This is a genomic window from Aminobacter ciceronei (genome assembly GCF_014138625.1).
GTDB classification, from domain to species: domain Bacteria; phylum Pseudomonadota; class Alphaproteobacteria; order Rhizobiales; family Rhizobiaceae; genus Aminobacter; species Aminobacter ciceronei.
The window spans coordinates 13,188-37,841 of sequence record NZ_JACJHY010000039.1 but is presented as its reverse complement, the minus strand read 5'-3'; the positions used below and the strand labels follow the sequence as shown (position 1 = coordinate 37,841).

23 protein-coding genes are annotated in these 24,654 nt (G+C 63.2%); 11 read left to right on the top strand and 12 right to left on the bottom strand.

All coding sequences use genetic code 11. The features are described from left to right. Nucleotides 1-155: 155 nt before the first annotated feature. From HNQ95_RS28650 to HNQ95_RS28615, 8 genes are all read right to left on the bottom strand, one after another. Nucleotides 156-1,784, bottom strand: coding sequence for an alpha-D-glucose phosphate-specific phosphoglucomutase (locus tag HNQ95_RS28650; protein ID WP_182575803.1), 1,629 nt, complete (start codon nt 1,782-1,784; stop codon nt 156-158). After that, the gene (gene glgA / locus HNQ95_RS28645; RefSeq protein WP_182575802.1) at nt 1,785-3,230 is read right to left on the bottom strand and encodes a glycogen synthase GlgA; all 1,446 of its coding nucleotides are present in this window, start codon (nt 3,228-3,230) and stop codon (nt 1,785-1,787) included. Between the two features lie 3 nt (nt 3,231-3,233). Further along, nucleotides 3,234-4,496 carry a glucose-1-phosphate adenylyltransferase gene (gene glgC, locus HNQ95_RS28640; protein WP_067964427.1) on the bottom strand — a complete coding sequence of 421 codons (1,263 nt, stop codon included), beginning with the start codon at nt 4,494-4,496 and terminating at the stop codon, nt 3,234-3,236. A gap of 14 nt (nt 4,497-4,510) precedes the next feature. Beyond that, nucleotides 4,511-6,727: a 1,4-alpha-glucan branching protein GlgB gene (gene glgB, locus HNQ95_RS28635; RefSeq protein WP_154385968.1), complete on the bottom strand. Its 2,217-nt coding sequence runs from the start codon at nt 6,725-6,727 to the stop codon at nt 4,511-4,513. 54 nt (nt 6,728-6,781) lie between these two features. Next, nucleotides 6,782-9,250 carry a glycogen/starch/alpha-glucan phosphorylase gene (locus HNQ95_RS28630; protein ID WP_067964431.1) on the bottom strand — a complete coding sequence of 823 codons (2,469 nt, stop codon included), beginning with the start codon at nt 9,248-9,250 and terminating at the stop codon, nt 6,782-6,784. 182 nt (nt 9,251-9,432) lie between these two features. Then, complete coding sequence (locus HNQ95_RS28625; RefSeq protein WP_067964432.1) at nt 9,433-10,215, bottom strand: ATP-binding cassette domain-containing protein; 783 nt, start codon at nt 10,213-10,215, stop codon at nt 9,433-9,435. Next, nucleotides 10,215-11,297, bottom strand: coding sequence for an ABC transporter permease (locus HNQ95_RS28620; RefSeq protein WP_067964434.1), 1,083 nt, complete (start codon nt 11,295-11,297; stop codon nt 10,215-10,217). Before HNQ95_RS28620 ends, HNQ95_RS28625 begins: the two co-directional genes overlap by 1 nt. A gap of 103 nt (nt 11,298-11,400) precedes the next feature. Beyond that, complete coding sequence (locus HNQ95_RS28615) at nt 11,401-12,432, bottom strand: sugar ABC transporter substrate-binding protein (RefSeq protein ID WP_182575801.1); 1,032 nt, start codon at nt 12,430-12,432, stop codon at nt 11,401-11,403. Nucleotides 12,433-12,714: 282 nt separating this feature from the next. Here HNQ95_RS28615 and HNQ95_RS28610 point away from each other — a divergent pair, with 282 nt between their 5' ends. The 4 genes from HNQ95_RS28610 (at nt 12,715) to HNQ95_RS28595 (ending at nt 16,698) form a co-directional block, all read left to right on the top strand. Further along, the gene (locus tag HNQ95_RS28610) at nt 12,715-13,953 is read left to right on the top strand and encodes an ROK family transcriptional regulator (RefSeq protein WP_067964436.1); all 1,239 of its coding nucleotides are present in this window, start codon (nt 12,715-12,717) and stop codon (nt 13,951-13,953) included. A gap of 2 nt (nt 13,954-13,955) precedes the next feature. Further along, nucleotides 13,956-14,402 (top strand): RbsD/FucU family protein, encoded by a 447-nt coding sequence (locus HNQ95_RS28605; RefSeq protein ID WP_182575800.1) that lies wholly within the window; start codon nt 13,956-13,958, stop codon nt 14,400-14,402. Beyond that, nucleotides 14,399-15,322 (top strand): carbohydrate kinase family protein, encoded by a 924-nt coding sequence (locus HNQ95_RS28600; RefSeq protein ID WP_067964440.1) that lies wholly within the window; start codon nt 14,399-14,401, stop codon nt 15,320-15,322. The genes HNQ95_RS28605 and HNQ95_RS28600 overlap by 4 nt, the downstream gene beginning before the upstream one ends. Before the next feature lie 233 nt (nt 15,323-15,555). Continuing rightward, nucleotides 15,556-16,698, top strand: a complete 1,143-nt coding sequence (locus HNQ95_RS28595; RefSeq protein ID WP_067964442.1) for a DegT/DnrJ/EryC1/StrS family aminotransferase — start codon at nt 15,556-15,558, stop codon at nt 16,696-16,698. A 14-nt stretch (nt 16,699-16,712) separates the two neighbouring features. On the opposite strand, the gene cysQ is transcribed toward HNQ95_RS28595, so the two are convergent. Genes cysQ through cysD form a run of 3 tightly spaced genes read right to left on the bottom strand, consistent with a single transcriptional unit; the run spans nt 16,713 to nt 20,360 of the window. Next, nucleotides 16,713-17,564: a 3'(2'),5'-bisphosphate nucleotidase CysQ gene (gene cysQ / locus HNQ95_RS28590; protein ID WP_154385969.1), complete on the bottom strand. Its 852-nt coding sequence runs from the start codon at nt 17,562-17,564 to the stop codon at nt 16,713-16,715. Then, nucleotides 17,515-19,452 carry a sulfate adenylyltransferase subunit CysN gene (gene cysN / locus HNQ95_RS28585; RefSeq protein ID WP_154385970.1) on the bottom strand — a complete coding sequence of 646 codons (1,938 nt, stop codon included), beginning with the start codon at nt 19,450-19,452 and terminating at the stop codon, nt 17,515-17,517. Before cysN ends, cysQ begins: the two co-directional genes overlap by 50 nt. A 2-nt stretch (nt 19,453-19,454) precedes the next feature. Beyond that, nucleotides 19,455-20,360, bottom strand: coding sequence for a sulfate adenylyltransferase subunit CysD (gene cysD, locus HNQ95_RS28580; RefSeq protein WP_067964446.1), 906 nt, complete (start codon nt 20,358-20,360; stop codon nt 19,455-19,457). A 557-nt stretch (nt 20,361-20,917) separates the two neighbouring features. On the opposite strand from cysD, the gene HNQ95_RS28570 reads away from it, so the two are divergent. The 7 genes from HNQ95_RS28570 to HNQ95_RS28540 all read left to right on the top strand — a co-directional run bounded on the left by HNQ95_RS28570 (nt 20,918) and on the right by HNQ95_RS28540 (nt 24,312). Continuing rightward, nucleotides 20,918-22,324, top strand: coding sequence for a hypothetical protein (locus HNQ95_RS28570; RefSeq protein WP_154385972.1), 1,407 nt, complete (start codon nt 20,918-20,920; stop codon nt 22,322-22,324). A 48-nt stretch (nt 22,325-22,372) separates the two neighbouring features. Continuing rightward, entirely contained in the window at nt 22,373-22,741 is a 369-nt protein-coding gene (locus tag HNQ95_RS28565; RefSeq protein ID WP_182575799.1) for a hypothetical protein, read from the top strand. 169 nt (nt 22,742-22,910) lie between these two features. After that, nucleotides 22,911-23,213, top strand: a complete 303-nt coding sequence (locus HNQ95_RS28560) for a DUF982 domain-containing protein (protein WP_182575798.1) — start codon at nt 22,911-22,913, stop codon at nt 23,211-23,213. 15 nt (nt 23,214-23,228) lie between these two features. Then, nucleotides 23,229-23,513 (top strand): DUF982 domain-containing protein, encoded by a 285-nt coding sequence (locus HNQ95_RS28555; RefSeq protein WP_182575797.1) that lies wholly within the window; start codon nt 23,229-23,231, stop codon nt 23,511-23,513. Nucleotides 23,514-23,563: 50 nt separating this feature from the next. Beyond that, a complete protein-coding gene (locus HNQ95_RS28550) occupies nt 23,564-23,776 on the top strand; it encodes a hypothetical protein (RefSeq protein WP_246341028.1) in 213 nt (70 codons plus the stop codon). Further along, nucleotides 23,777-24,025: a hypothetical protein gene (locus tag HNQ95_RS28545; protein ID WP_182575796.1), complete on the top strand. Its 249-nt coding sequence runs from the start codon at nt 23,777-23,779 to the stop codon at nt 24,023-24,025. It begins immediately after the preceding gene. Nucleotides 24,026-24,090: 65 nt separating this feature from the next. Then, nucleotides 24,091-24,312, top strand: a complete 222-nt coding sequence (locus tag HNQ95_RS28540) for a hypothetical protein (protein WP_182575795.1) — start codon at nt 24,091-24,093, stop codon at nt 24,310-24,312. A gap of 22 nt (nt 24,313-24,334) precedes the next feature. Here HNQ95_RS28540 and HNQ95_RS28535 read toward each other — a convergent pair whose 3' ends face one another. Beyond that, a complete protein-coding gene (locus tag HNQ95_RS28535) occupies nt 24,335-24,499 on the bottom strand; it encodes a hypothetical protein (RefSeq protein ID WP_169808353.1) in 165 nt (54 codons plus the stop codon). Between the last annotated feature and the right edge of the window lie 155 nt (nt 24,500-24,654).

Here is a 24,654-nt window from a genome sequence, read left to right as displayed (position 1 = left end):
AGGGGGGTGCGAAGGATCGCGACCTCTCCGGACAGGATCTCGCCAGTGGAGCAGGCTTTTATGACGACCGTCAGAGGAAAGCGCTCTACGTTGCCCCCCTCTGTCCTGCCGGACATCTCCCCCACGAGGGGGGAGCTCAGCCGCAATCGACCATTTCACGTAATCACGCTCGGCTTGTCGCGGCCGGTGTGGCTGCGGATGCCGGCGATGTCGTCGGCGGCCTTGATCAGGTCGGCAAGTGCGGCCTGCGTGTCCTGCCCGTGCCGCGCCGGATCGGGTTCGTAGCGCTCGATATAGACGCGCAAGGTGGCGCCCGAGGTGCCGGTGCCCGACAGGCGGAAGACGACACGCGAACCGCCTTCGAACAGCACGCGGATGCCCTGGTTCCTGCTCACCGAGCCGTCGACAGGGTCGTTGTAGGCAAAGTCGTCGGCACTGGCGATCTTCATGCCCTGAACGCTGGTTCCCGGCAGCGACGCCAGCTTGCCGCGCAGGGCGTCGACCAGCGCATTGGCCTTGTCGGTCTCGACCTCTTCATAATCATGGCGCGAATAATAGTTCTGGCCATAGGTCGCCCAATGCTTGGCGACGATGTCCTTGGCGCTCTCGCCGCGCACGGCAAGAATGTTGAGCCACAAAAGCACTGCCCACAGCCCGTCCTTCTCGCGGACATGGTCTGAACCGGTGCCGGCACTCTCCTCGCCGCAGATCGTCGCCATGCCGGCGTCGAGCAGATTGCCGAAGAACTTCCAGCCGGTCGGCGTCTCGTACATGCCGATGCCGAGCTTCTCGGCAACCCGGTCGGCGGCACCGCTGGTCGGCATCGAGCGGGCGATGCCCTTGAGGCCGGCCTTGTAGCCCGGCGCGAGATGGGCGTTGGCCGCCAGCATCGCCAACGAATCCGACGGCGTGATGAAGATGCCGCGGCCGATGATCAGGTTGCGGTCGCCGTCGCCGTCCGAAGCGGCGCCGAAATCAGGCGCATCAGGCCCCATCATCTCGTCATAGAGATGCTTGGCGTGGACCAGGTTCGGATCGGGATGGTGGCCGCCGAAATCCTCCAGCGGCACGAAGTTGCGGGCGGTGCCCTCGGCAGCGCCGAGGCGGCGCTCGAGGATCTCCTTGGCGTAGGGGCCCGTCACCGCGTGCATGGCGTCGAAACGCATGCGGAAGCCCGACTTGAACAGGGCACGCAAGGCGTCGAAATCGAACAAAGTCTCCATCAACTCGGCATAGTCGGTGACGGGGTCGACGACCTCGACCTTCATGCCGCCGACCTCGAAGGTGCCTGTTTTGTCGAGATCGACAGCGCCGATGTCGGCGATCCTGTAGGCCGAAATGACCTTGCTGCGGGCATAGATCGCATCGGTCATCTTCTCCGGCGCCGGACCGCCGTTTTCGGCATTGTACTTGATGCCGAAATCCTCGTGCGGGCCGCCGGGATTGTGGCTGGCCGACAGGATCAGCCCGCCAAAGGCCTTGCGCTTGCGGATCAGGTTGGAGGCCGCCGGCGTCGACAGGATGCCGCCCTGCCCGACAACGACGCGGCCGAAGCCGTTGGCCACCGCCATGGCGATGACCTTCTGGATCACCTCGCGATTGTAGAAGCGGCCGTCGCCGCCGACGACCAGCGTCTTGCCGGCGAAACATTCGAGCGAATCGAACACCGACTGGATGAAGTTCTCGGCATAGTTCGGCTGCTGGAAGACCGGCACCTTCTTGCGCAGGCCCGACGTGCCGGGCTTCTGGTCGGTATAGGGCGTGGTGGCGACGGTACGAATCATTCAGGCATCCCTTTTTGAGAGAAGCATGCGGTAAAGTGCGGCATATTTCTGGGCGCTGCGGTCCCAGGATATATCCGACTTCATGCCCTGCTTCTGGATTGCCGCCCAGACTGCCGGCTCGGCATGCAGCGCATTGGCCCTCGATATGGCGTGGTGGAAGGCGCCGGCGTCTTCGGGCGCGAACTGGAAACCGGTGGCGACGCCGGCCGCAACCGCTGCCTCGTTGGCGTCGATGACGGTATCGGCCAGCCCGCCGGTGCGCGCGACGATCGGCACGCAGCCATAACGCAGGCCATAAAGCTGGGTCAGGCCGCATGGCTCGAAACGCGACGGGATCAGGATACCGTCGGCGCCGCCCTGCAGCAGATGCGACAGGCCCTCGTCATAACCGATGACGACGCCGACACGGCCGCGATGGCGGGCGGCAGCGGCGAGAAGCGCGCCTTCCAGCCCGGCATCGCCCGAGCCCAGTATCGCCAGCCGCGCGCCGGAGGCGACCACCGGATCGATGATGGTCGAAAGAATGTCGATGCCCTTCTGCCAGGTCAGGCGGCTGACGACGCAATAGATCGGACCGTCGTCACGATCGAGCGTCATGCGCTCTTCGATCGCCCGCTTGTTGGCCTTGCGCCCCTTCAGGCTCTTGGACGTGTAGGTGGCCGCAAGATGGCTGTCGGTCTCCGGGTTCCAGATGTCGTCGTCGATGCCGTTGACGATGCCGTAAAGGTCGGGCGAGCGCAGGTTGATCAGCCCGTCGAGCCCCATGCCGAAGGCCGGAGTGCGAATTTCCTGGGCGTAGGTCGGGCTGACGGTGGTGATCGCCCACGCTGCCTGCAGGCCGGCCTTGAGGAAGCCGACGCCGCCATAATATTCGACGCCGTCGAGCGCCATCGCCTGCTGCGGCAGGCCGAGGCCGGCAAAGATGCTGGCGCCGAACTGCCCCTGGAAGGCGAGGTTGTGCACCGTCATGACAGACGGCACATCAGCCGCCTCGCCATAACGCATATAGGCAAGCGTCATCGCCGACTGCCAGTCATGGGCGTGCACGATGTCGGGCCTGTAGTCCTTGACCACACCCGCAGCGATGTCGGCGCCGACACGGCCGAGTGCTGCAAAGCGCCGCCAATTGTCCTGCCAATCGGCACCGGTGACGTCGCCATAGGGTCCGCCGGGCCGGTCGAACAGATGCGGCGCGTCGAGCACCAGCATGTCGAGACCGGCGATCTCGGCTGAATGGAGCGCTGCCTTGCCGCCTTGCAAGGCGGGGTAGTGATGAACCGTCTTTTTCTTCTTCAGCGCGTTCATCACCACGGGATAACCCGGCACCAGGCTGCGGGTGGCGACGCCGAGCCCGGCAAGTGCCGCCGGCAAGGCGCCGGTGACGTCGGCCAGCCCGCCGGTCTTGATCAGCGGGAAGATCTCGGGCGTGACCGAAAGCACCTGCACCGGTTACGACTCCAGCCTGTTGATCATGTCCTGGGTGATCAGGCAGATGCCTTTTTCCGAGACGCGGAAACGCTTGGCGTCGAGCACCGGATCCTCACCGACGACAAGTCCCTCCGGTATCTGGACGCCATGATCGATGACGACCCGTTTGAGCCGCGCATTGCGGCCGACATAGCAGGCCGGCAGCATCACCACATCCTCGAGCGTCGAATAGGAATTGATGCGCGCGCCGGTGAAGATCAGGCTGCGCTTCAGCGAGGCGCCCGAGACGATGCAGTCGCCCGAGACCAGTGACGATATGGCGGACCCGCGCCGGCCGTCCTCGTCATGGACGAACTTGGCCGGCGGCGTCAGTTCCGAATAGGTCCAGATCGGCCAGTCGCGATCATAGAGGTCGAGTTCGGGCGTGATGTCGGTGAGGTCGATATTGGCTTCCCAATAGGCGTCGACGGTGCCGACGTCGCGCCAGTAGGCCTCGCCTTCCATGCTCGAGCGCACGCAGGACTTGGCGAAACGATGGGCGACGGCTTTGCCGTGCTGGACGATGTAGGGAATGATGTCCTTGCCGAAGTCGCGGCTCGATTCCGGTTCGTTGGCGTCGCGGCGCAACTGCTCCATCAGGAACTTGGTCTTGAAGACATAGATGCCCATCGAGGCCAGCGCATAGTCCGGCTTGTCGGGGATGCCGGGCGGATCGGCCGGCTTTTCGATGAAGGAAATAATGTTGTCCTTCTTGTCGACATGCATGACGCCGAAGCCGGTCGCCTCCATGCGCGGCACCTCGAGGCAGCCGACGGTGACGTCGGCGCCGGCGTCGACGTGCTGGCGCAGCATCAGCTCGTAATCCATCTTGTAGATGTGGTCGCCGGCGAGGATGACCATGTATTCGGGGCCGTAAGCCTCGATGATGTCGATGTTCTGGTAGACCGCATCCGCTGTGCCTTCATACCACTGCGTTTCGGAGACGCGCTGGCTTGCAGGCAGGATGTCGAAACTCTCGTTGCGCTCCGGCCTGAGGAAGTTCCATCCACGCTGCAGGTGGCGGATCAGCGAATGCGCCTTGTACTGGGTGGCAACGCCGAGGCGGCGAATGCCCGAGTTCAGCGCATTGGACAGCGCAAAATCGATGATGCGGGTCTTGCCGCCGAAATAGACCGCGGGCTTGGCGCGCCGGTCGGTCAGTTCCTTGAGCCGGCTGCCGCGCCCGCCGGCAAGCACATAGGCCATGGCATCGCGCGCCAGCGGCTGGTTTCTCTTCAGTTCCATGCCATCCTCCCTGCTCAGTCCGCCACAAATTCGAGCATGATCGTCGCGAGCGGCGGCAGAAGCAGCACAGCCGCTGCCCCTCCTCCATCCGTCGGGTGCGCGGTGACCATGCCGCTGTTGCCTTTGCCCGACCCGCCATAGTCCAGCGCGTCGGAGTTGAAGATTTCCCGCCATGTGCCTGGCTTTGGCAGCGGCACGCGATAGCCGTCGCGCAGAACCGGCGTGAAGCTCGAGATGACGGCGATGGGTGCAGCGCCAGGCGCCTTGCGCAGCCAGGCGAAGACGGAGTTCGCGGCATCGTCGACGATCAGCCACTCGAAGCCTTCGGGCTCGCAGTCGCGGGCATGCAGCGCCGGGCGCGAGCGGTAGAGCTGGTTGAGATCACGCACCAGCTGCCAGACACCGCGATGCGGGGCGAAGTCGAGCAGGTTCCAGTCGAGCGCCCTTGCCTCGCTCCATTCCGCGCGCTGGGCAAACTCCTGGCCCATGAACAGGAGCTTCTTGCCGGGATAACCCCACATGAAGGCATAGTAGGCGCGCAAAGTCGCGAACTTCTGCCAGTCGTCGCCGGCCATCTTGGCGAGCAGCGTGCCTTTGCCATGCACGACCTCGTCATGCGACAGCGGCAGGACGAAATTCTCGCTGAAGGCGTAGAGCAGCCCGAAGGTGATCTCGTTGTGATGATGCTTGCGATGCACCGGCTCCTTGGCAAGGTACTCCAGCGTGTCATGCATGAAGCCCATGTTCCATTTGAAGCCGAAGCCGAGCCCGCCTTCATGCACCGGCTGCGACACCTTGGGCCAGGAGGTCGATTCCTCGGCGATGGTCATCACACCGGGATGGGCGCCATAGACAGCCGCATTCATCTTCTGCAGGAAACGCACCGACTCCAGGTTCTCGCGGCCACCGAACTCGTTGGGGATCCACTCGCCTTCCTTGCGCGAGTAGTCGAGATAGAGCATCGAGGCGACCGCATCCACGCGCAGCCCGTCGACATGGTATTTCTCTGCCCAGAACAGGGCGTTGTTGACCAGGAACGACACCACTTCGCGCCGGCCGAAATTGTAGATCGCGGTGTTCCAGTCGGGATGGAAGCCCTGGCGCGGGTCGGCATGCTCGTAGAGTGCTGTGCCATCGAAATGCGCCAGTCCGTGTTCGTCGACGGGGAAATGCGCCGGCACCCAGTCGAGGATGACGCCGATGCCGGCACGATGGGCGCCGTCGACGAAGCGGGCAAAACCTTCGGGTTCACCGAAGCGGGCGGACGGCGCATAAAGCCCCGTCGTCTGGTAGCCCCAGGACGGGTCGTAGGGATGTTCCGAGATCGGCAGGAACTCGATATGGGTGAAGCCGGTGTCGACGGCATAGGGGATCAGCCGGTCGGCCATCTCGTCCCACGACAGGAAGCTGCCGTCGTCGCGGCGCTGCCATGAGCCGGCATGGACCTCATAGATGCTGATCGGCTCGCGCCGATGGTCAGCCGCTTTCCAGTGGGCCCGGTGCGCGGCATCGCCCCATTCATGCGCGGGCGGCATGTCGGTCACAGAGGCGGTTGCCGGGCGCAGTTCCGAGCGGATGGCGAACGGATCGGCCTTGAGCGGCAGCCTGACGCCGCGGGACCCGATCAGCTCGAACTTGTAGGGCCGGCCCGGACCGATGTCGGGCACGAAGATCTCCCAGATGCCGGTGTCCTGGCGCAGGCGCATCGGATGCCTGCGGCCGTCCCAGTCGTTGAAGTCGCCGACCACCGAAACCCGGTGCGCGTTGGGCGCCCAGACGGCGAAATGCACGCCGTCAGCGCCTTCATGCGTAATCAGATGCGCGCCGAGCTTGTCGAACAGGCGGAGATGCGAGCCTTCAGAGATGAAGTAGTCGTCCATCGGCCCGAGCACCGGGCCGAAGCTGTAGGCATCGGTCACCCACCAGTCGCCGCCGGCATTTTTTGCCAGATAACGCAGCGGCTGGCGCTTGCGGATCGACAGCTTGCCTTCGAAGAAACCGGCATCGTTGCGGCGGGCAAGATCGCCGCACGCCTTGCCTTCAATCGTGTGGGCGGTGACGGTCTCGGCATGCGGGATGAAACAACGGGCAAGAAAGCCCTTGCCCGACTGCTGGAGCCCGAGCACCGCGAACGGGTCGCCATGGGTGCCGTTCACGATCGCCTCGATATCGCCGTCCGTGGCTCTGTCGAGCTCCGGTTTCGTTTCGGCGGCCGCGCCGGGCTTCAGCATGTCTTGGTGTCCCCTCCCAGGGTTTCTTCGGCGAGGTCAGTTCATGCAATCACATCAGGCCGGTACGTTCCAGATTTCTTTGGCATATTGACGGATTGTCCGGTCCGAAGAGAACCAGCCGACACGCGCGACATTGCGAATGGCGCGCGCGTACCAGTCCGGGCTGTCGCGCCAGACAGTGTCGACCTGGCGCTGGGCAGCGGCATAAGAATCGAAGTCGGCGGCGACCATGAACCAGTCGTGCTGGTAGAGCCCGTCCATCAGCTCGCGGTAGCGCGCGGGGTCGTCGGGCGAGAACACGCCTGAGGAAATCGCAGCGACCGCCTGCTTGAGTTCAGGCGAACCGTCGATCACCGCCGCCGGCTGGTAGGAGCTGTTGCGGCGCTGGGCAACCTCCTCGGTGGTCAGGCCGAAGATGAAGATGTTGTCGTCGCCGACATGCTCCTTGATCTCGACATTGGCGCCGTCGAGCGTGCCGATGGTGAGCGCGCCGTTGAGCGCGAACTTCATGTTGCCGGTACCGGATGCCTCCATGCCCGCCGTCGAGATCTGCTCCGACAGGTCGGCCGCCGGCATCAGGATCTCGGCGACGCTGACATTGTAGTTCGGCACGAAGACGACCTTGAGCAGCCCGCGCACCGATGGATCGCTGTTGATCACCCTGGCGACGTCATTGGCCAGTTTGATGATCAGCTTGGCGTTGTGGTAGCTCGGTGCCGCCTTGCCGCCGAAGAACTTCACCCGCGGCATCCATTCGCGCTCGGGATGCGAGCGGATCTGGTCGTAGAGCGCCACCGCCTCGATGATGTTCAGCAGCTGGCGCTTGTATTCGTGGATGCGCTTGATCTGGATGTCGAACAGCGCCGACGGATCGACCTTGATGCCCAGCCGCTCGGCGACGAGGTTCGACAGCCGCACCTTGTTGGCGCGCTTGACGGCGGCGAACTTGTCGCGGAACGCGGCATCTCCGGCAAAGCCGTCGAGCTCGCGGATCGCCTCGATGTCGTCAAGGAAGCGGTCGCCGATGGCTTCGCGCGCCAGGCCGGTCAAGCCGGGATTGCACTGGATCAGCCAGCGCCGCGGCGTGATGCCGTTGGTCTTGTTGTTGATGCGGTCGGGATAGAGGCTGTGCAGGTCGGCAAACACCGTTTCCTTCATCAGCTCGGTGTGCAGTGCCGAGACGCCGTTGACGCTGTGCGAGCCGGCGAAGGCAAGATTGCCCATGCGGACGCGGCGCTCGCCATTCTCCTGGATCAGCGAGATACGGCTGATCTGCTCGCCATTGAAGCGGCCGGTCGCCCTGGCTTCGAGCAGAACCTCGGCATTGATGGCGTAGACGATCTGCATGTGGCGCGGCAGAAGCCGCTCGAACAGCGGCACCGGCCAGCTTTCGAGCGCTTCCGGCAAAAGCGTATGGTTGGTGTAGGCAAAGGTCCGCCTGGTGATGTCCCAGGAGGTGTCGAAATCCATGCCATGGACATCCATCAGGAGGCGCATCAGCTCGGGCACGGCGACGGCGGGATGGGTGTCATTGAGGTGGATCGCCGCCTTGTCGGGCAAGGAGATGAGGTCGCCATATTTGCTGATGTGGCGCTGCAGGATGTCCTGCAGCGAGGCCGTCGAGAAGAAATACTCCTGACGCAGCCTGAGCTCCTGCCCCTCCTTGTGCGAGTCGGCGGGATAGAGCACGCGCGACAGCGCGTCGGCCTTATTGCTTTCGGCCAGCGCACCGATGTGGTCGCCGGCATTGAACCTGTCGAGCAGGATCGGATCGAGCGGCATGCCAGACCACAGCCTGAGCGTGTTGACGCGCGCGCCGCGCCAACCCACCACGGGGGTGTCGTAGGCAACCGCCAGCACGCGGTCGGTCGGTTTCCAGACGTGGCGTTCGAGCCGTCCATCCGGTGCGGTGATCGACTCGACCGAACCGCCGAAGCCGACCTCGAAGGCGCGTTCGCGGCGCTCGAATTCCCAGGGATTGCCGTGTTCCAGCCAGGTCTCGGGCAGTTCGACCTGCCAGCCGTCATGGATTTCCTGGCGGAACATGCCGTTGGCGTAACGAATGCCGTAGCCATGGGCCGGAATGTCGACGGTCGCCATGCTTTCCATGAAGCAGGCGGCGAGCCGGCCGAGACCGCCATTGCCGAGTGCCGCGTCGGGCTCGAGCCTGGCGATGACATCGAACTCGACGCCGAGCGAGGCCAGCGCCTGGCGCATCGCGTCCATCAGGCCGAGATTGGAGAAGGCGTCGCGCATCAGCCGGCCGATCAGGAACTCTAGCGAGAGGTAATAAACCCGCTTGGCGCTCTGGTCGTAGGCCTCCTTGGTCGAGGAGATCCACTCGTCGACGATGCGGTCGCGCACCACCTTGATCGATGCGGTCAGCCAGTCATAGTCGGTCGCAACCGTGGCGTCCTTGCCGAGCCGGTACTTCAGCGCGCTGAGGATTTCGGCAGCCAGGGCCTCGGGGCTGGTATCGCCAAGCGGCGGTTCGGGGATTTTGGGGGTCACTGCGCGGGTCATCTCGCCTCTCGCATGTTGTTCGGCCACCGTTCTTCTGCCTCCCTTGCCGACACCTGTCCTCCCACACGCATGTTAGCTATTCCGAATGCGATCTCAATCGATTTAAATCTCCGCGTCAATATCTCACGACGCGGAGACAGGGGGATCTCGCGAGCGGAGACCCCCAGGTTTAGGCCGGCCGGTCAGGCAGCGATGGCCGCTTCCGGCGGCGCCTTGGCGCCGGTCATGAAAGCCACCGCATCGGACATCGAGTATTCCTTCGGATCGATGACCGTCAGCCGGCGGCCGAGGCGGTGGATATGGATGCGGTCGGCGACCTCGAAGACATGCGGCATGTTGTGCGAGATCAAGACAATCGGCAGGCCGCGCCGCTTGACGTCGAGGATCAGTTCGAGCACGCGCCGGCTTTCCTTGACGCCAAGGGCCGCCGTCGGCTCGTCCATGATCACAACCTTGGAGCCGAAGGCAGCCGCGCGTGCCACCGCCACACCCTGACGCTGGCCGCCGGACAGCGTTTCGACAGCCTGGCTGATGTTCTGGATGGTCATCAGGCCAAGTTCGGTCAGCTTTTCGCGCGCCCGCTTTTCCATCGCGCCCCGGTCGAGCATGCGGAACCAGTTGCCCATGATGCCGGGCTTCCGGATCTCGCGGCCGAGGAACATGTTGTCGGCGATGGACAGCGCCGGCGACAAAGCGAGATTCTGGTAGACCGTCTCGATGCCGGCGTCGCGCGCCTCCATCGGCGACTTGAAGTGGACCGGCTTGCCTTCAAGCAGGATCTCGCCTTCGTCGGGCGTGACCGCGCCTGAGATCGCCTTGATGAGCGACGACTTGCCGGCGCCGTTGTCGCCGATCACAGCCAGGATTTCGCCCGGATAGAGATCGAAGTCGGCATTGTTGAGGGCAGTGACGCGGCCATAGCGCTTGACCAGCCCACGGGCGGTGAGAAGAGGTTCGGTAGCCATCAGCCTGCAACCTTTCTGATCCACTGGTCGATTGCGACCGCGATGATGATGAGGGTGCCGATCAACAGATAGGTCCATTGCGGATCGGTGCCGATGAGGCGCAGGCCGAGCTGGAACACGCCGACGATCAGCGCGCCGAACAGCATGCCGAGGATGGAACCGCGACCGCCGAACAGCGAGATGCCGCCGATCACCACCGCAGTGATGGATTCGATGTTGGCGAACTGGCCTGCCGTCGGCGACACCGAGCCGATACGACCGATGAGCATCCAGCCGCCGAGCGCGCAGACCAGGCCGGAGATGACATAGACCGAAATCAGCACCCTGTTGACACGCACGCCGGAAAGCTGGGCGGCCTCGGGATCGTCGCCAATGGCATAGACATGCCGACCCCAGGCGGTGTGATTCAGGATGTACCAGAGGACGGCTACCAACAGCACCATGGCGACGACACCATAGGTAAAGACCGCATTACCGAGCCGAAAATTGGCCCCGAAGAACTGGAGGATCGGAGCCTGGGCCTCGATGTCCTGGGCGCGGATCGTCTCGTTGGCCGAATAGAGGAAATTCGTTGCGAGCACGATCTGCCAGGTGCCGAGCGTGACGATGAAGGGCGGCAGCTTCATGTAGGAGACGAGCACGCCATTGATCCAGCCGCACAATGCGCCGACGGCGAAGCCGCACAGGATCGCCAGCGACGGCGGCAGGCCGTATCGGAACGTGAACTGCCCCATGACCACAGACGACAGCACCATGATAGCGCCGACGGAGAGATCGATGCCGGCGGTCAGGATGACCAGCGTCTGGGCGGCGCCGATGATGCCGGTGATCGCCACCTGCTGCAGGATCAGCGTCATCGAGAAGGCGGAGAAGAACTTGCCGCCGATGATCAGGCCGAACAGCGCGACCGAGGTAACCAGCACGATCAGCGGCACCGCCGCGGGATTGGAGTGCAGGAAATGCTGGATCTTCTCGATTGGCGACCTTGTATGCGTATCGAAGCTGGCCACTGACGTGTCGCTGCCCGAGAGAACCTTCTCGAACTCCTGCGGCCGCCTGGCATCTGCCGAAGCGTCACTCATGTCGATTTCCTCCCATCAGGGATTTCATAGCCCCCTTGTAGGAAGGGCGACCAAGGGGTCGCCCTTCGTCTGCAAGGAAGTGTCTCGCCGTCAGGCGGTCAGATCAACCCCAGCACTTTTCCAGGCCGGTCTTCACGTCGATCGATTCCACGCCGGTGGCCGGCTTGTCGGTCACGAGCGAAACGCCGGTGTCGAAGAAGTCCTTGCCTTCGGTCGGCTTGGGCTTCTCGCCGCTGTCGGCGAACTTCTTGATCGCCTCGATGCCGAGAGCGGCCATCATCAGAGGATACTGCTGCGAGGTCGCACCGATGACGCCATCCTGGACGTTCTTGACGCCCGGGCAGCCGCCGTCGACGGAGACGATCAGCACGTTCTTCTCCATTCCCACGGCCTTGAGTGCTTCATAGGCGCCGGCAGCGGCAGGCTCGTTGATGGTGTGGACGACGGTGATGCCCGGATCCTTCTGGAGCAGGTTCTCCATCGCCTTGCGGCCACCTTCTTCATTGCCGTTGGTGACGTCGTGGCCGACGATGCGGGCATCGTCTTCGTCGCCGATCTTGTTGGCGTCCTTCACGTCGATGCCGAAGCCCATCATGAAGCCCTGGTCGCGCAGGACGTCGACGGTCGGCTGCGACGGGGTCAGGTCGAGGAAGGCAACCTTGGCGTCCTTGGCCTTGTCGCCGAGCGTGGCGGCAGCCCACTGGCCGATCAGCTTGCCGGCAAGCAGATTGTCGGTGGCGAAGGTGGCGTCGGCAGCGTCAGCCGGCTCCAGCGGGGTGTCGAGTGCGATGACCAGGATGCCGGCATCGCGCGCCTTCTTGACCGCAGGCACGATGCCCTTGGTGTCGGACGCGGTGATCAGGATGCCCTTGGCACCGTCGGCGATGCAGGTCTCGATCGCCGCGACCTGGCTTTCCGAGTCGCCGTCGATCTTGCCGGCATAACTCTTCAGCGTCACGCCGAGCTCAGTCGCCTTGGCGGTGGCACCTTCCTTCATCTTGACGAAGAAGGGGTTGGTGTCAGTCTTGGTGATCAGGCAGGCGCCGACGTCGGCAGCGGATGCAGGGGCTGCGACAGCGGCGAGCGCGGCAACGGCCGCACCAAAGACAGTCGTCTTCAGAACCGAAAATTTCATAAGGGGCACTCCTCCCAGAACCAAACCATGCACGCCCGTCAGCGGGCCGTGCTCCGGATGCTCGTTCACTCTTCCCAGTCGAGTATCCGGCGCCGACGAAACACCAATCGGGGCCGCCTGTCAATAATTAAATCACTCTTATTTATTATTGACAGGATTGCGGTCGGCCCGCATTCTGCCGCAAAAGAGAATTGCGGATTTTCAGGAAAACCGCTGAGCGGATCTCTGGAGAAGACCGCGGGCGGATCTTCTGAGAAGACCGCGAAGTATGGGAGGAAGCCGGTGGAGGCCGGGAGTTTGAGGCACGGTTCGCCCGATGCTGCGGAGACCCCGCAATTGCGCGGCACCAACCAGAGCGGCATGCGCGACCAGAACGAGCGGCTGGTGCTGTCACTGGTCAGGCAGAGCGGCGCGCTGGCCAAATCCGACATCGCCCGCATGACCGGCCTGTCGGCGCAGACCGTCTCCGTCATCATGCGCGAACTGGAGGTCGAAGGGCTTCTGCTGCGCCAGGAGCCGATCCGCGGCAAGATCGGCCAGCCCTCCATTCCGATGGCGCTCAACCCGGAAGGCGCCTTCTTCATCGGCCTCAAGATCGGTCGCCGCAGCGCCGAACTCGTGCTGATCGATTTTCTCGGCAGAACGCGGGCGATGCTGCAGAATTCCTATGGCTACCCGACGCCTCAGGACACCATCGAATTCGTGAAATCAGGCATCGCCCAGATGCGTGCCGGCCTGACGCGCGAGCAGGACAAGCGCATCGCCGGCCTCGGCGTCGCCATGCCGTTCGAGCTCTGGAACTGGGTCGACACGGCGGGTGCTCCGCGAGAAATCATGGATGCCTGGCGCAACCGCGACATCCGCGCCGACCTGCAGGCGCTGTTTTCCTTCCCCGTCTATCTCCAGAACGACGCCACCTCCGCCTGCGGCGCCGAACTGGTGTTCGGCGACATGGGCGCGCTGCGCGACTTCGTCTATTTCTACATCGGCGCCTTCGCCGGCGGCGGCGTGGTGCTGAACGGCAGGCTCTACAGCGGTCCGACGGGCAATGCCGGCGCGCTCGGCTCGATGCCGGTGCCGGGCCCCGGCGGCAGGCCAACCCAGCTCATCGACGTCGCCTCCATCGCCGTGCTCGAAAAGGCACTGAACGCCAGGGGTATCGAAGCGGCCTACCTCTGGACATCGCCCGAGGAATGGCAAGATCTCGGGCCCGACATGGGCCCCGACCTCGACAACTGGATTACGACCGCCTCGGAGGCGCTTGCCTATGCCATCGTGGCGTCGGCCTCGGTCATCGATTTCGAAAGTGCTGTCATCGACGGCTGGATGCCGGCGTCGATCCGCGCCCGCCTGGTGCAGGCAGTGCAGTCGGCGATCGGCAGGATCGACGTCGAGGGCTTGCGTATCCCGTCCGTCCGCGAGGGCACCGTCGGCATCCATGCGCGCGCCATGGGCGGCGCCAGCCTGCCGCTGTCAGAGCGCTTCCTCATCGGCTCGACCGCACCGTCGCGAGGGGTCTGATCGTGCTCATCAACATTCCCGCCCTGCTCGGACCCGAACTGCTCTTCACCTTGCGGGCGATGGGCCATGGCGACGAGATCGCCATCGTCGACGGCAACTATCCCGCGCTCGAGCATGGTCGCCGCGTCGTCCGCGCCGACGGGCTGGACCTGATCCCGGTGCTCGACGCCGTGCTGCAGGTGCTGCCGGTCGACGATTTCGTGCCGCAGGCGATCTTCCGCTCCTCGGTCAAGGGCGACCCTGACGTGTCCGACCCCGTGCATGGCGAAATCGCAGAGGTCTGTGCCCATCGCGCACCCGGCTTCGCCGTCGTGCCGCTCGCCGGTGATGCCTTCTACGACAAGGTCAAGGCGGCCCACACCATCATTGCCACCAGCGAGCCAAGGCTCTACGCCAATGTCATCGTCCGCAAGGGCGTCATCTATCCAGAGGGAACCGGCAAATCATGATCCTGTGCTGCGGCGAAGCGCTCATCGACATGCTGCCACGGCAAAGTCCCGACGGCGAACCTGCCTTTGCGCCTTATGCCGGCGGTGCGATCTTCAATTCGGCGATCGCGCTCGGGCGCCTGGGCGTGCCGACCGAATTCTTCTCCGGCCTGTCATCCGACCTGTTCGGCCAGCAGATCCGCGACGTGCTCGCAGCGAGCAATGTCGGCTCGCGCCACGCCAATCTGTCGGGACGGCCGACGACGTTGGCCTTCGTCCGGCTCGACAACGGCCACGCCACCTACACCTTCTATGACGAAAACACCGCCGGCCGCATGCTGACCGAGGCCGATCTGCCGAGCCTTGGCGACGACATCGATGCCATGCTGTTCGGCGCGATCAGCCTCATTCCCGAGCCATGCGGTTCCGCCTACGAGGCGCTGATGAAGCGCGAGCACCAGCGCCGCGTCATGATGTTCGACCCCAACATCCGGCCGGGTTTCATCCAGGACAAGCAGGCGCATCTTGGACGCATGCGCCGCATGCTTGTCATGGCCGACATCGTCAAGCTTTCGGACGAGGACCTGGCCTGGTTCGGCGAGACCGGCAGCCATGACGAGATCGCGGCGCACTGGCTGGGCCAGGGCCCGAAGCTGGTGATCGTCACCAGGGGCAGCAAGGGCGCAACCGCCTACAGCGCCAGCCATACCATCTCGGTGACGCCGGAAAAGGTAACGGTGGTCGACACAGTCGGCGCCGGCGACACCTTCAATGCCGGCGTTCTCGCCTCGCTGCACGAACAGAAGATGCTGACCAAGGACGCTGTTGCGGACCTGTCGGAACCAGCCATCGAAGCGGCACTTTCGCTCGGCGCGCGGGCCGCGGCGGTAACCGTATCCAGGGCAGGCGCAAACCCGCCATGGCGGCGCGAACTGGCCTGAATCGGGCGTTTACAGGCGATTTCAGCGATCACTTTATGTTTCGCATCGGCAAGCCGGCTTAAACGCATCTGCCTGAAAGTCCCTGTTTTCCGCCATTTTCGACGCGAAATCGCTGCAACCGAAAGTAACAGGAACCGCAGCCGCGCCCTGCATGCCGCAGGGTGCTCGGCTTTTTCGGGCACCCCAACTCTGCTATCAGCGGCGCGAAGAAACGATTGGGTTTTGGGGCAATAATGCAGTTCATCGATCTCGGCGCGCAGCGCGAACGAATCCGCGACCGTCTGAAGGCGGCCATCGACAAGGTTGTCGATGAAGGACGCTACATCCTCGGTCCGGAAGTCACCGAATTCGAGAACCAGCTCGCCGAATATGTCGGCGTCAAGCATGTGGTCGCCTGCGCCAACGGCACCGACGCGCTGCTGCTGCCTCTGCTCGCCTCCGGCATCGGCCCAGGTGATGCGGTGTTCGTGCCGAGCTTCACCTTCGCGGCCACCGCCGAAGTGGTGGCGCTTGCCAAGGCCGAGCCGGTCTTCGTCGACATCGAGCCGGATACCTACAACATATCCATCGAGAGCCTCGAAGCCGCGATCGCCATGATCAAGGCCGAAGGCCGCCTGAAGCCCAAGGCGATCATCCCGGTGGACCTGTTCGGCATCGCCGCCGACTATGCGGCCATCGATGCGATTGCCAAGCGCGAGAACCTGCTGGTCATCGAGGACGCCGCCCAGTCGATCGGCGGCTCGCAGGACGGCAAGATGTGCGGCGCCTACGGCCATGTCGCCGCCACCAGCTTCTATCCGGCCAAGCCGCTCGGCTGCTATGGCGACGGCGGTGCGATGTTCACCAATGACGACGCGTTCGCAGCCAAGCTGCGTTCCTTCGCCTTCCACGGCAAGGGCGAGACCCAGTACGACAACATCCATGTCGGCCTGAACTCGCGCCTCGACACGCTGCAGGCAGCGATCCTGATCGAGAAGCTGGCGATCCTGGAAGACGAGATGGAGGCGCGTGCGCGCGTCGCCCAGCGTTATGCCGACGGCCTCGGCGATGTGGTGAAAGCCTCGCGCGCACCTTCCGGCGGCCGTTCGGCCTGGGCCCAATACGCCATCGAGACTGCGGACCGAGACGGCCTGAAGCAGCACCTGCAGGCCGAGGGCATTCCGTCGGTCATCTATTACGTGAAGCCGCTGCATGTGCAGGTGGCCTACAGCCACTACCCGCGCACGCCGGGCGGCCTGCCGGTATCCGATGCCGTGCCGGGCACCATCCTGTGCCTGCCGATGCATCCTTACCTCAGCGAAGCCGACCAGGACCGGATCATCACCACGATCCGCAACTATGTCGGCTCCAACTCGGCCAAGATCGCGGCCGAATAAGCGGTAATTTCAGATCAGAACATGAAGGCCGGGTCGATGATCCGGCCGCTCGAGACGAAATGCGGATTGGCGAAATCCGCATCATTGGCCTGGTTGCGCTTGCCATAGACCAGCGGCGCGCCATCCAGCGTATGGGTGGTGCCGCCGGCGGCGCGCAACACCGCATCGCCCGCCGCCGTATCCCATTCCATTGTCCGGCCGAAGCGCGGATAGAGGTCGGCCTCACCAGATGCCAGCAGGCAGAACTTCAGCGACGAGCCGACCGAGACGATCTCGGCGGCATGCACGCGCTTGATGAAGGTTTCGGTCTCGGGTGTCAGGTGCGACCGGCTGGCGACGATGGTCAGCGGCTCACGGCCTTCGCGCACATGAATCTGGCGGCGGCCGGCGGCCACGCCGTCGACGATCTCGAAGGCTTCGGCCTTGCCAGGGCGGCCGGCAAAGAACCGGCCGGTGCAAGGTGCATAGACGACGCCGATTTCGGGCGCGCCGTCGCGGACAAGCGCGATATTGACGGTGAAGTCGGTGCGCCGCTTGACGAATTCCTTGGTGCCGTCGAGCGGGTCGATGACGAAGAAGGCGCGGCCGAGATCGGGCGCAATCACACCCTCCGACGTCTCTTCCTCGGCGACACATGGCACACCTGAAAAGGCCGCGCGCAATCCTTCGAGGATGATCTTTTCAGCAGCCCTGTCGGCCTGCGTGACGGGCGAGGCATCCGCCTTGTCCGTCACCGTGATCTCGGAATTGTAGACCTCCATGATCGCTCGCCCGGCCGCGATGGCCAGGCGTTCGAAGGTCTCCAGTATGGCTTCGTCAGATACCGCCGCCGTCGTCGTATTGATGCTCTGCAAGGTCTCGCTCATTCAGCCAGTGCTCGACGGTCTCGACCATCTCTTCAGGGGTCTTGCCGAGTGTCTGGAGATGAATCTCAGGATTCTCCGGCGTTTCATAGGGCGAATCGACACCGGTGAAGTTCTTTATCGCGCCGGCGAGCGCACGGGCATACAGCCCCTTGGGGTCGCGCTTGGCGCACTCCTCGAACGGCGTGTCGACAAAGACCTCGACGAACTCGCCCTGCCCCATCAATTCGCGCGCCATGCGGCGCTCGGCGCGGAACGGCGAGATGAAGGAGACGATGACGATCAGGCCGGCATCGGCCATCAACTTGGCGACTTCGGCGACGCGGCGGATGTTCTCGACACGATCCTCGTCGGTGAAGCCGAGATCGCGGTTGAGGCCATGGCGGACATTGTCGCCGTCGAGGATGTAGGTGTGGCGGCCGGCCGCGTGCAGCTTCTTTTCCAGCATGTTGGCGACTGTCGACTTGCCCGAACCAGACAGGCCGGTGAACCACAGCACCGCCGGGCGCTGGTTCTTGAGGTCGGCGCGGGCATGGCGGGTCACGTCGAGCGACTGCCAGTGGATGTTTTCAGAACGCCGCAGCGGATGCAGGATCATGCCGGCGCCGACGGTGGCGTTGCTGATCCGGTCGATCAGGATGAAGGCGCCGGTGGTGCGGTTTTCGGCAAAACTGTCGAAGGCGATAGGCGACTGGGTCGAGATGTTGCAGACGCCGACTTCGTTCATCTCCAGTGACTTGGCCGCCTCATGGGCGAAGTCGTTGACGTTGATGCGGTACTTCAGCTCGGTGACGGTGGCGCTTGCCTGGTCGGTCTCGGTGCGCAGGATGTAGGAGCGCCCCGGCAGCAGCGCCTGCTCGTCGAACCAGACGACATTGGCGGCGAACTGGTCGGCGACATCGGGCCGGGCATCAGGCGAAACCAAAAGGTTGCCGCGCGACACCTCGACCTCGTCTTCGAGCACGAGGGTGATGGCCTGGCCAGCAACGGCGCTGCGCAGGTCGCCGCCATGGGCGACGATGCGCTTGACCGTCGACGGCTTGCCTGACTTGGCGACGACGATTTCGTCGCCCTGCGAGATCGATCCGGAGGCGATCGTGCCGGCAAAGCCGCGGAAATCGAGATTGGGCCGGTTGACATATTGCACCGGGAAGCGGAACGGCCGGTCGGTCGCCTCTTCCTCAACGACAACCGTCTCGAGATGCTCGATCAGGGTCGGGCCGGAATACCAGCCCATCTTGTCCGAGCGCCGCGTGACATTGTCGCCGAAGCGCGCCGACATCGGGATCGGCACGATAGACCTGAAGCCGAGGCTTTCGGCGAAGCTGGCATATTCTGCAGTGATGCGGTCGAACACGCCCTGGTCGAAGCCGACGAGGTCGATCTTGTTGATCGCGACGACGATGTTCCTGATGCCGAGCAGCGAGGCGATGATCGAATGCCGGCGCGTCTGGCGCAGCACACCCTGGCGCGCGTCGACGAGAACGATGGCGAGGTCGGCGGTCGAGGCGCCGGTTGCCATGTTGCGGGTGTACTGCTCATGGCCGGGCGTGTCGGCGACGATGAACTTGCGCTTCGGCGTGGCGAAGAAACGGTAGGCGACATCGATGGTGATGCCCTGCTCGCGCTCGGCTTCCAGCCCGTCGACCAGCAATGCGAAATCGACGTCCTCGCCTGTCGTGCCGTGCTTGCGCGAATCGCGCTCGAGGGCTGCGAGCTGGTCTTCGAAGATCTGCTTGGTGTCGGAGAGAAGCCGGCCGATCAGCGTCGACTTGCCGTCATCGACCGAGCCGCAGGTCAGGAAGCGCAGGAGCGACTTCTGCTCCTGGCCGGCGAGATATTCGCGGACGCTCTCGGCGGCCTCGATCTTGGTGGCCATGGCGTGGCGCATTCTCAGAAATACCCTTCGCGCTTCTTCTTTTCCATCGAGCCGGCTTCGTCGCGGTCGATGAGGCGTCCTTGCCGCTCGGAGGTGCGGGCGGTCAGCATCTCGCTGACGATGCCTTCGAGGCTGTCGGCGTCGGATTCGATCGCGCCGGTCAGCGGGTAGCAGCCCAGCGTGCGGAAGCGCACGAGCTTGTTTTCGACCACCTCGCCCGGCCTGAGCTTCATGCGGTCGTCGTCGCGCAGGATCAGCATGCCGTCACGCTCGACCACCGGCCGATGCTTGGCGAAATAGAGCGGCACGATCGGAATGTTTTCCTGCAGGATGTACTGCCAGATATCGAGCTCGGTCCAGTTGGAGAGCGGGAAGACGCGGATCGATTCCCCCTGGGCGACGCGGGTGTTGAAGATCTTCCACATTTCTGGACGCTGGTTCTTCGGGTCCCAGGCATGCTGGGCATTGCGGAAGGAAAAGATGCGCTCCTTGGCGCGCGACTTCTCCTCGTCGCGACGGGCGCCGCCGAAGGCCGCGTCGAAGCCGTATTTGTCGAGCGCCTGGCGCAGGCCGACAGTCTTCATCACATGGGTATGGGTGTTCGAGCCGTGATCGAACGGATTGATGTTGTCGCGGACGCCGTCCGGATTGACATGGACCAGGAGGTCGAAGCCGAGCTCGCGCGCCATCGCGTCGCGGAACTCGATCATCTCGCGGAACTTCCACGTCGTGTCGACATGCAGGAAGGGGAATGGCGGCTTGGCGGGGTAGAAGGCCTTCATCGCCAGATGCAGCAGGACCGAGGAATCCTTGCCCACGGAATAGAGCATCACAGGCTTGGTGAAAGTGGCGGCAACCTCACGGAAAATGTGGATCGCCTCCGCCTCGAGACGGTCCAGGTGAGTCAGTCTGGCAAGCATTGAAAAGCCTTCGGAAATCGTTCCATGGCCGCGGTTTGAGTGCCGAAACGACCGATTGGCTGCAGTTTCGCACAAATTAGCGGTGTCGCAAGCAGGACACGACCAAAAACCACCGCCTGCACAGTCAGTTTTTGCCCGCCTTCCGCATCTTCTGGAATGCAATTCCCCGGCACGCTTGAACAGCTGATCCTGGCGCGAAATTTGTCCTCAGACAGGCAGGCCGGTCAGTCGGAGGAGAACATCGGGGACACAGGCCACCAGGATCGGCGGCCGCCGGTTCGCACAGGCTCAGCGATGGACGGCAGAAAAGGTGTTGCCGCCGGACGCGATCATCTGGCGGCCGAGGTGAAGCGCCTGGATGCGGGGTGATGCCGGATCGAGCCGACGGATGCGCGGAGCCTCAGTCTTGTCGGCAGTCGCTTGCGGCCTTGGAAGAACAGGGGCGGGTCCGTCTTCTCGACCCATCTGAGATGCCTGAGTATACCGACTGGACGTAAGGTTAATATTTTGTTTCACTGATGAAGTAAGAGAGCAACGAAAACTCGTGGGGGGTATCGATGACTATCTCTGATCTTCATTCGCGATTCATCAATTTTGCCAAGGGCATGCCGGCAATTGCCTTCAGCAGGCTGCAGCTGGTTCGGGAAATCCAGGCAATCCAGGGCAAGCTGGAAGGGGTCTTCCCCGACCAGCCGGCAGTCGGCATGGGAGACATCCCGTTGCCGGTCTATGGGCTTGCCTATTCGGCGTTCCTGTCGGACCTGAAGGTCAAGATGGGCTTCGGTTATGTCGAGCTCGACGCCAGGATCGAGGCGACAATCCATCTCAGGGGCAATCCGAGCGAGATCATCAGGACCTACGAGGTCACGACCAGCCAGCCGATCCGGCTCGTGCTCGATTATGACTTTGCGTCGCGAAAACTGTTCTGGCGCGAGCAAGGCAGCGCCGACACCAACATGGTCGGAGCCTGGGGGCCGGACGCGGTCGCGGTCCTGGCGAAGACAGCCCTGCCCGCGCCGCAACAGGACAGCTTTCTGCAGGAGGTCGAGCTGCCGAGCATCTGGACCACCAAGAACATGTTCATCAATCTGCTGATCGCGCTCCTGCCCTATTACGAGACGGGCGAGCTTGCGCCCTGGCTGACATTGCTCGAGCCGCTCCAGTTCGACTATGACGGCGATCATGTGCTGGTCACCGCCTCGAGGGCGCAGATCGCTGTCGGAGGCTGCGACCCGACCTCGATCACCGTCGAGCCGGACCCGCTGTTTCCCTATGGCCAGGCGATCCCTGCGCCCAGCGTCAGCGCGGATCGGGTCGACATGGCCGTCTACCTGCCGAAGACCCGGTTCATCGACTTCACCGCCAAGGTTCTCCAGCCCGCGGTGATGGTCAACGCCGGCGGCGGCGGGCTCGTCAAATGGAGCGTCAGCGGGGCCTTTAGCCTCAAGAAGCTGACCGCCGACATCACCACCGGCATCATCTTTGGCGGCGCCGGCCTGACGGTAACCGGCAATATCGGGCTCCGGGCGGTCATCGACTTTCTCGGCGCCGCGCGGGCCTGGATCGACGGTCCCAGCGGCCTGAAGCTCGGCCTGGCGAGCGCGAGCGTACTGGGCAGCGGCGACTTCGCATCGGAAATCCGGCTCACCGCCGATCTGACCGCCGGCTATGTCTATGGCGACCTGGTGGTCACCCAGGCCGTTCTGACCAAGGTCGATTTCGACGTCAACACGCCGCTGGGCTGGCCGATCGACGATGTCGCCGGCGAAATCCTGGATCGGGTCGCAAAGAACGAGATCAAGAAGCTGACAGGCCAGGTGACGCATCTCGGCCGCTGGGACTTCATGGGCATTCCGTTCAGCTACAAGGACAGCCTGGGCGAGTTCGACGCGGCGACGCCGGTGATCGAGGGACTTGCCGGGGTCGCCGCCTACACCGGCATCGCCCGCATCGGCATCGGCTAACAGGCAACGTCACGGCCGCCGCGGGAGCAGCCCAAGGTCTTTCCCGCGATGGTCGATCGTCTCGCCGGTAATCTTCCCCAGAACCGCGTCAAGCCTGTTAACGTGGTCGTGCAGGAGCGAGTAGGTCTCGTTGAACGGCTTCAGGCCGATGAAGCACTGCTGGACTGCTTTGCGGAAAGGGATCGCGGCGAGGACAATCGCCTCGATCTCGCTCTCGGTCAGTTTTTCGCTTCTTTTGGGTCTGCGTGGCATGTCCCAATCTTCCCGGAAAAATGGCATCCCCTAGTCATTGATGGCGACAAGCCTGCGCAGCTTGTTGCCGGCAATCAGACGTGGCTGCACCTGCAAAAGCGTGACCGAACCGCGACCTCGCTGGCATCGTTCAGCTTGGACAGGAAAGGGCATTGTCGGCATTAAGCATTTTGAACAAAACAGGAACAAATACCTTGCGGAGTCAATTCACGACGGTTCACGAAAATCGATCTTGAAACATGAATTTTCCCAACACATATCGAATGCGGGCCGGCACCGCTGTCGGCGTCGGCCTATCCAAAAACGCAAACTTTCGTTCGACTTGGAGGATCTGATGAGCGATCGGATGTTCGACAGCCCTGTTTTCGTGAAGGTCGGAAACAGTCTTGTTGAGGAGATAGCCTGCCTCGATGACGCCCTAGAATTTCTCTACGAATGGCCAAGAAACCGCCGTGGCCCGATCTACGAGACGGCCCTGAGAGCGTGCCAGCGCGCCTTCGACAGCGACTATCCGATTTCCGCCGCGCGGCAGGCATTCATCGGCTTTGCCAAATCCATCGACATACTGGAAGACGTCAGCGTCCCACTGCCGTGGATGATCGGCGGCAAGACGGGCGCAAGTGGCGTCGGCGTTTGACGGGAGGGGCATGCAATGCTGGCACAGCCGTTCAGCAAGCCCGTCCGCGTTTGGGTCGGTCTTGGTTTCCCGCGTCAGCTGAACACGGTTGCCGACGCCTATCAGTTCGCCATGGAATGGTGCGGCAACAGTCCGGAGCAAAGGGCTGCCATCAGAGCGTGTCGGGCTGCATTGGCAGGCGACATCGATGCTGAAACCGCCAGGGGTGTCCTTGTCGCCTTTGCGCGCAAGAAGGACATCCTTGTTCAGGACGGCGCAGCGCCGCCGCCGGCGGGATCGGGACAGCAGAGACACGTCTGACTTATGGTTCAAACGGCGGGTGGCGACGTAGGGTCGCCACCCCACTGCACATGGACATGCCATCGATGCCAAAAAACATGGCGATCAGATCGCCGGAAAGTCACGCCAATTCGCTTGCCTATGACGCAGAATGCCAAAGCGCCCTGACAGATCGTTTGGAAAGCCTGCTTGACGATGCCCAGGCTGCCGGCTGGGATCGCACCAAGGCAGCCGCAGCATTGATGTATCTGAGCGCAAAACGCCTGAGGTCATCGGCCGACTAGATGACGTTGTCCCAACCCTTTGTCATGGATGTCGTGTATGATCCGATCGCGGGCACATTCACAATGTCGAAAGGCTCCTGGAAGAACACCTATCCCATCTCCGATCTGCCTGAATGGCTCGATTTCTATCGAACTCAGCAGGTCATGTTTCCCCGCTACGCATCGCATTATCAGGATTCCGTCGACGCCCTGGAGAAGCTGACGGCAGACCTTCAAGCCAACGGGAGCACTCACGATGCCAAGCGGTGATGTGGCGGCCTGATATTCCATCTATCCGAGCGGTCACTGGCCGTCTCTGCGGTGAGGATGCAACCATGGTTGATGCCAAATATCTCAATCACAAGCTCGAATGTCCTTATTGCGAAACAATTCGCTTGCGCATTCCCGAGGATGTCGACCCTGGGACACCGATATCATGCGAGGATTGTGGCCAGTTCCTCGGAATCTGGGACGAGTTGCTGACGGACCTCGAAAAGCAGGGCGGGACCGACGGCGTTTTCCGATTGGACAAGGGCCGTATCAGGAAGATCGGATAGCCTTAAACGCCAGAGGTCTGCGTTACCGTTTTTTCGCCAGCAGATTGGCCTCTCGCAACAGCGACTGCCAACCATACCCGATGAGGGCGATGAGTTCTCGGGCTTCCTCTTCTGTTATGCTGGTTTCTGTCACGAGGCGCTGCACCAGCGGGTGAGAGCCAAGCGGTTTGTTCGGAAGGTCGGACATCTCAAGAAGTCCTTGTGCGCTCCTGTCGGTCGCGCTTCAGTTTCCGTTACAAGCAAGATCATCCAGATCGAGAGTGCTGCCGATGCGAACCCGTTGGCCGCCGGCAATTGCCACGTCAGACCACTCTCGCCTGTATCCGTTCCAAAGTCGAGGCG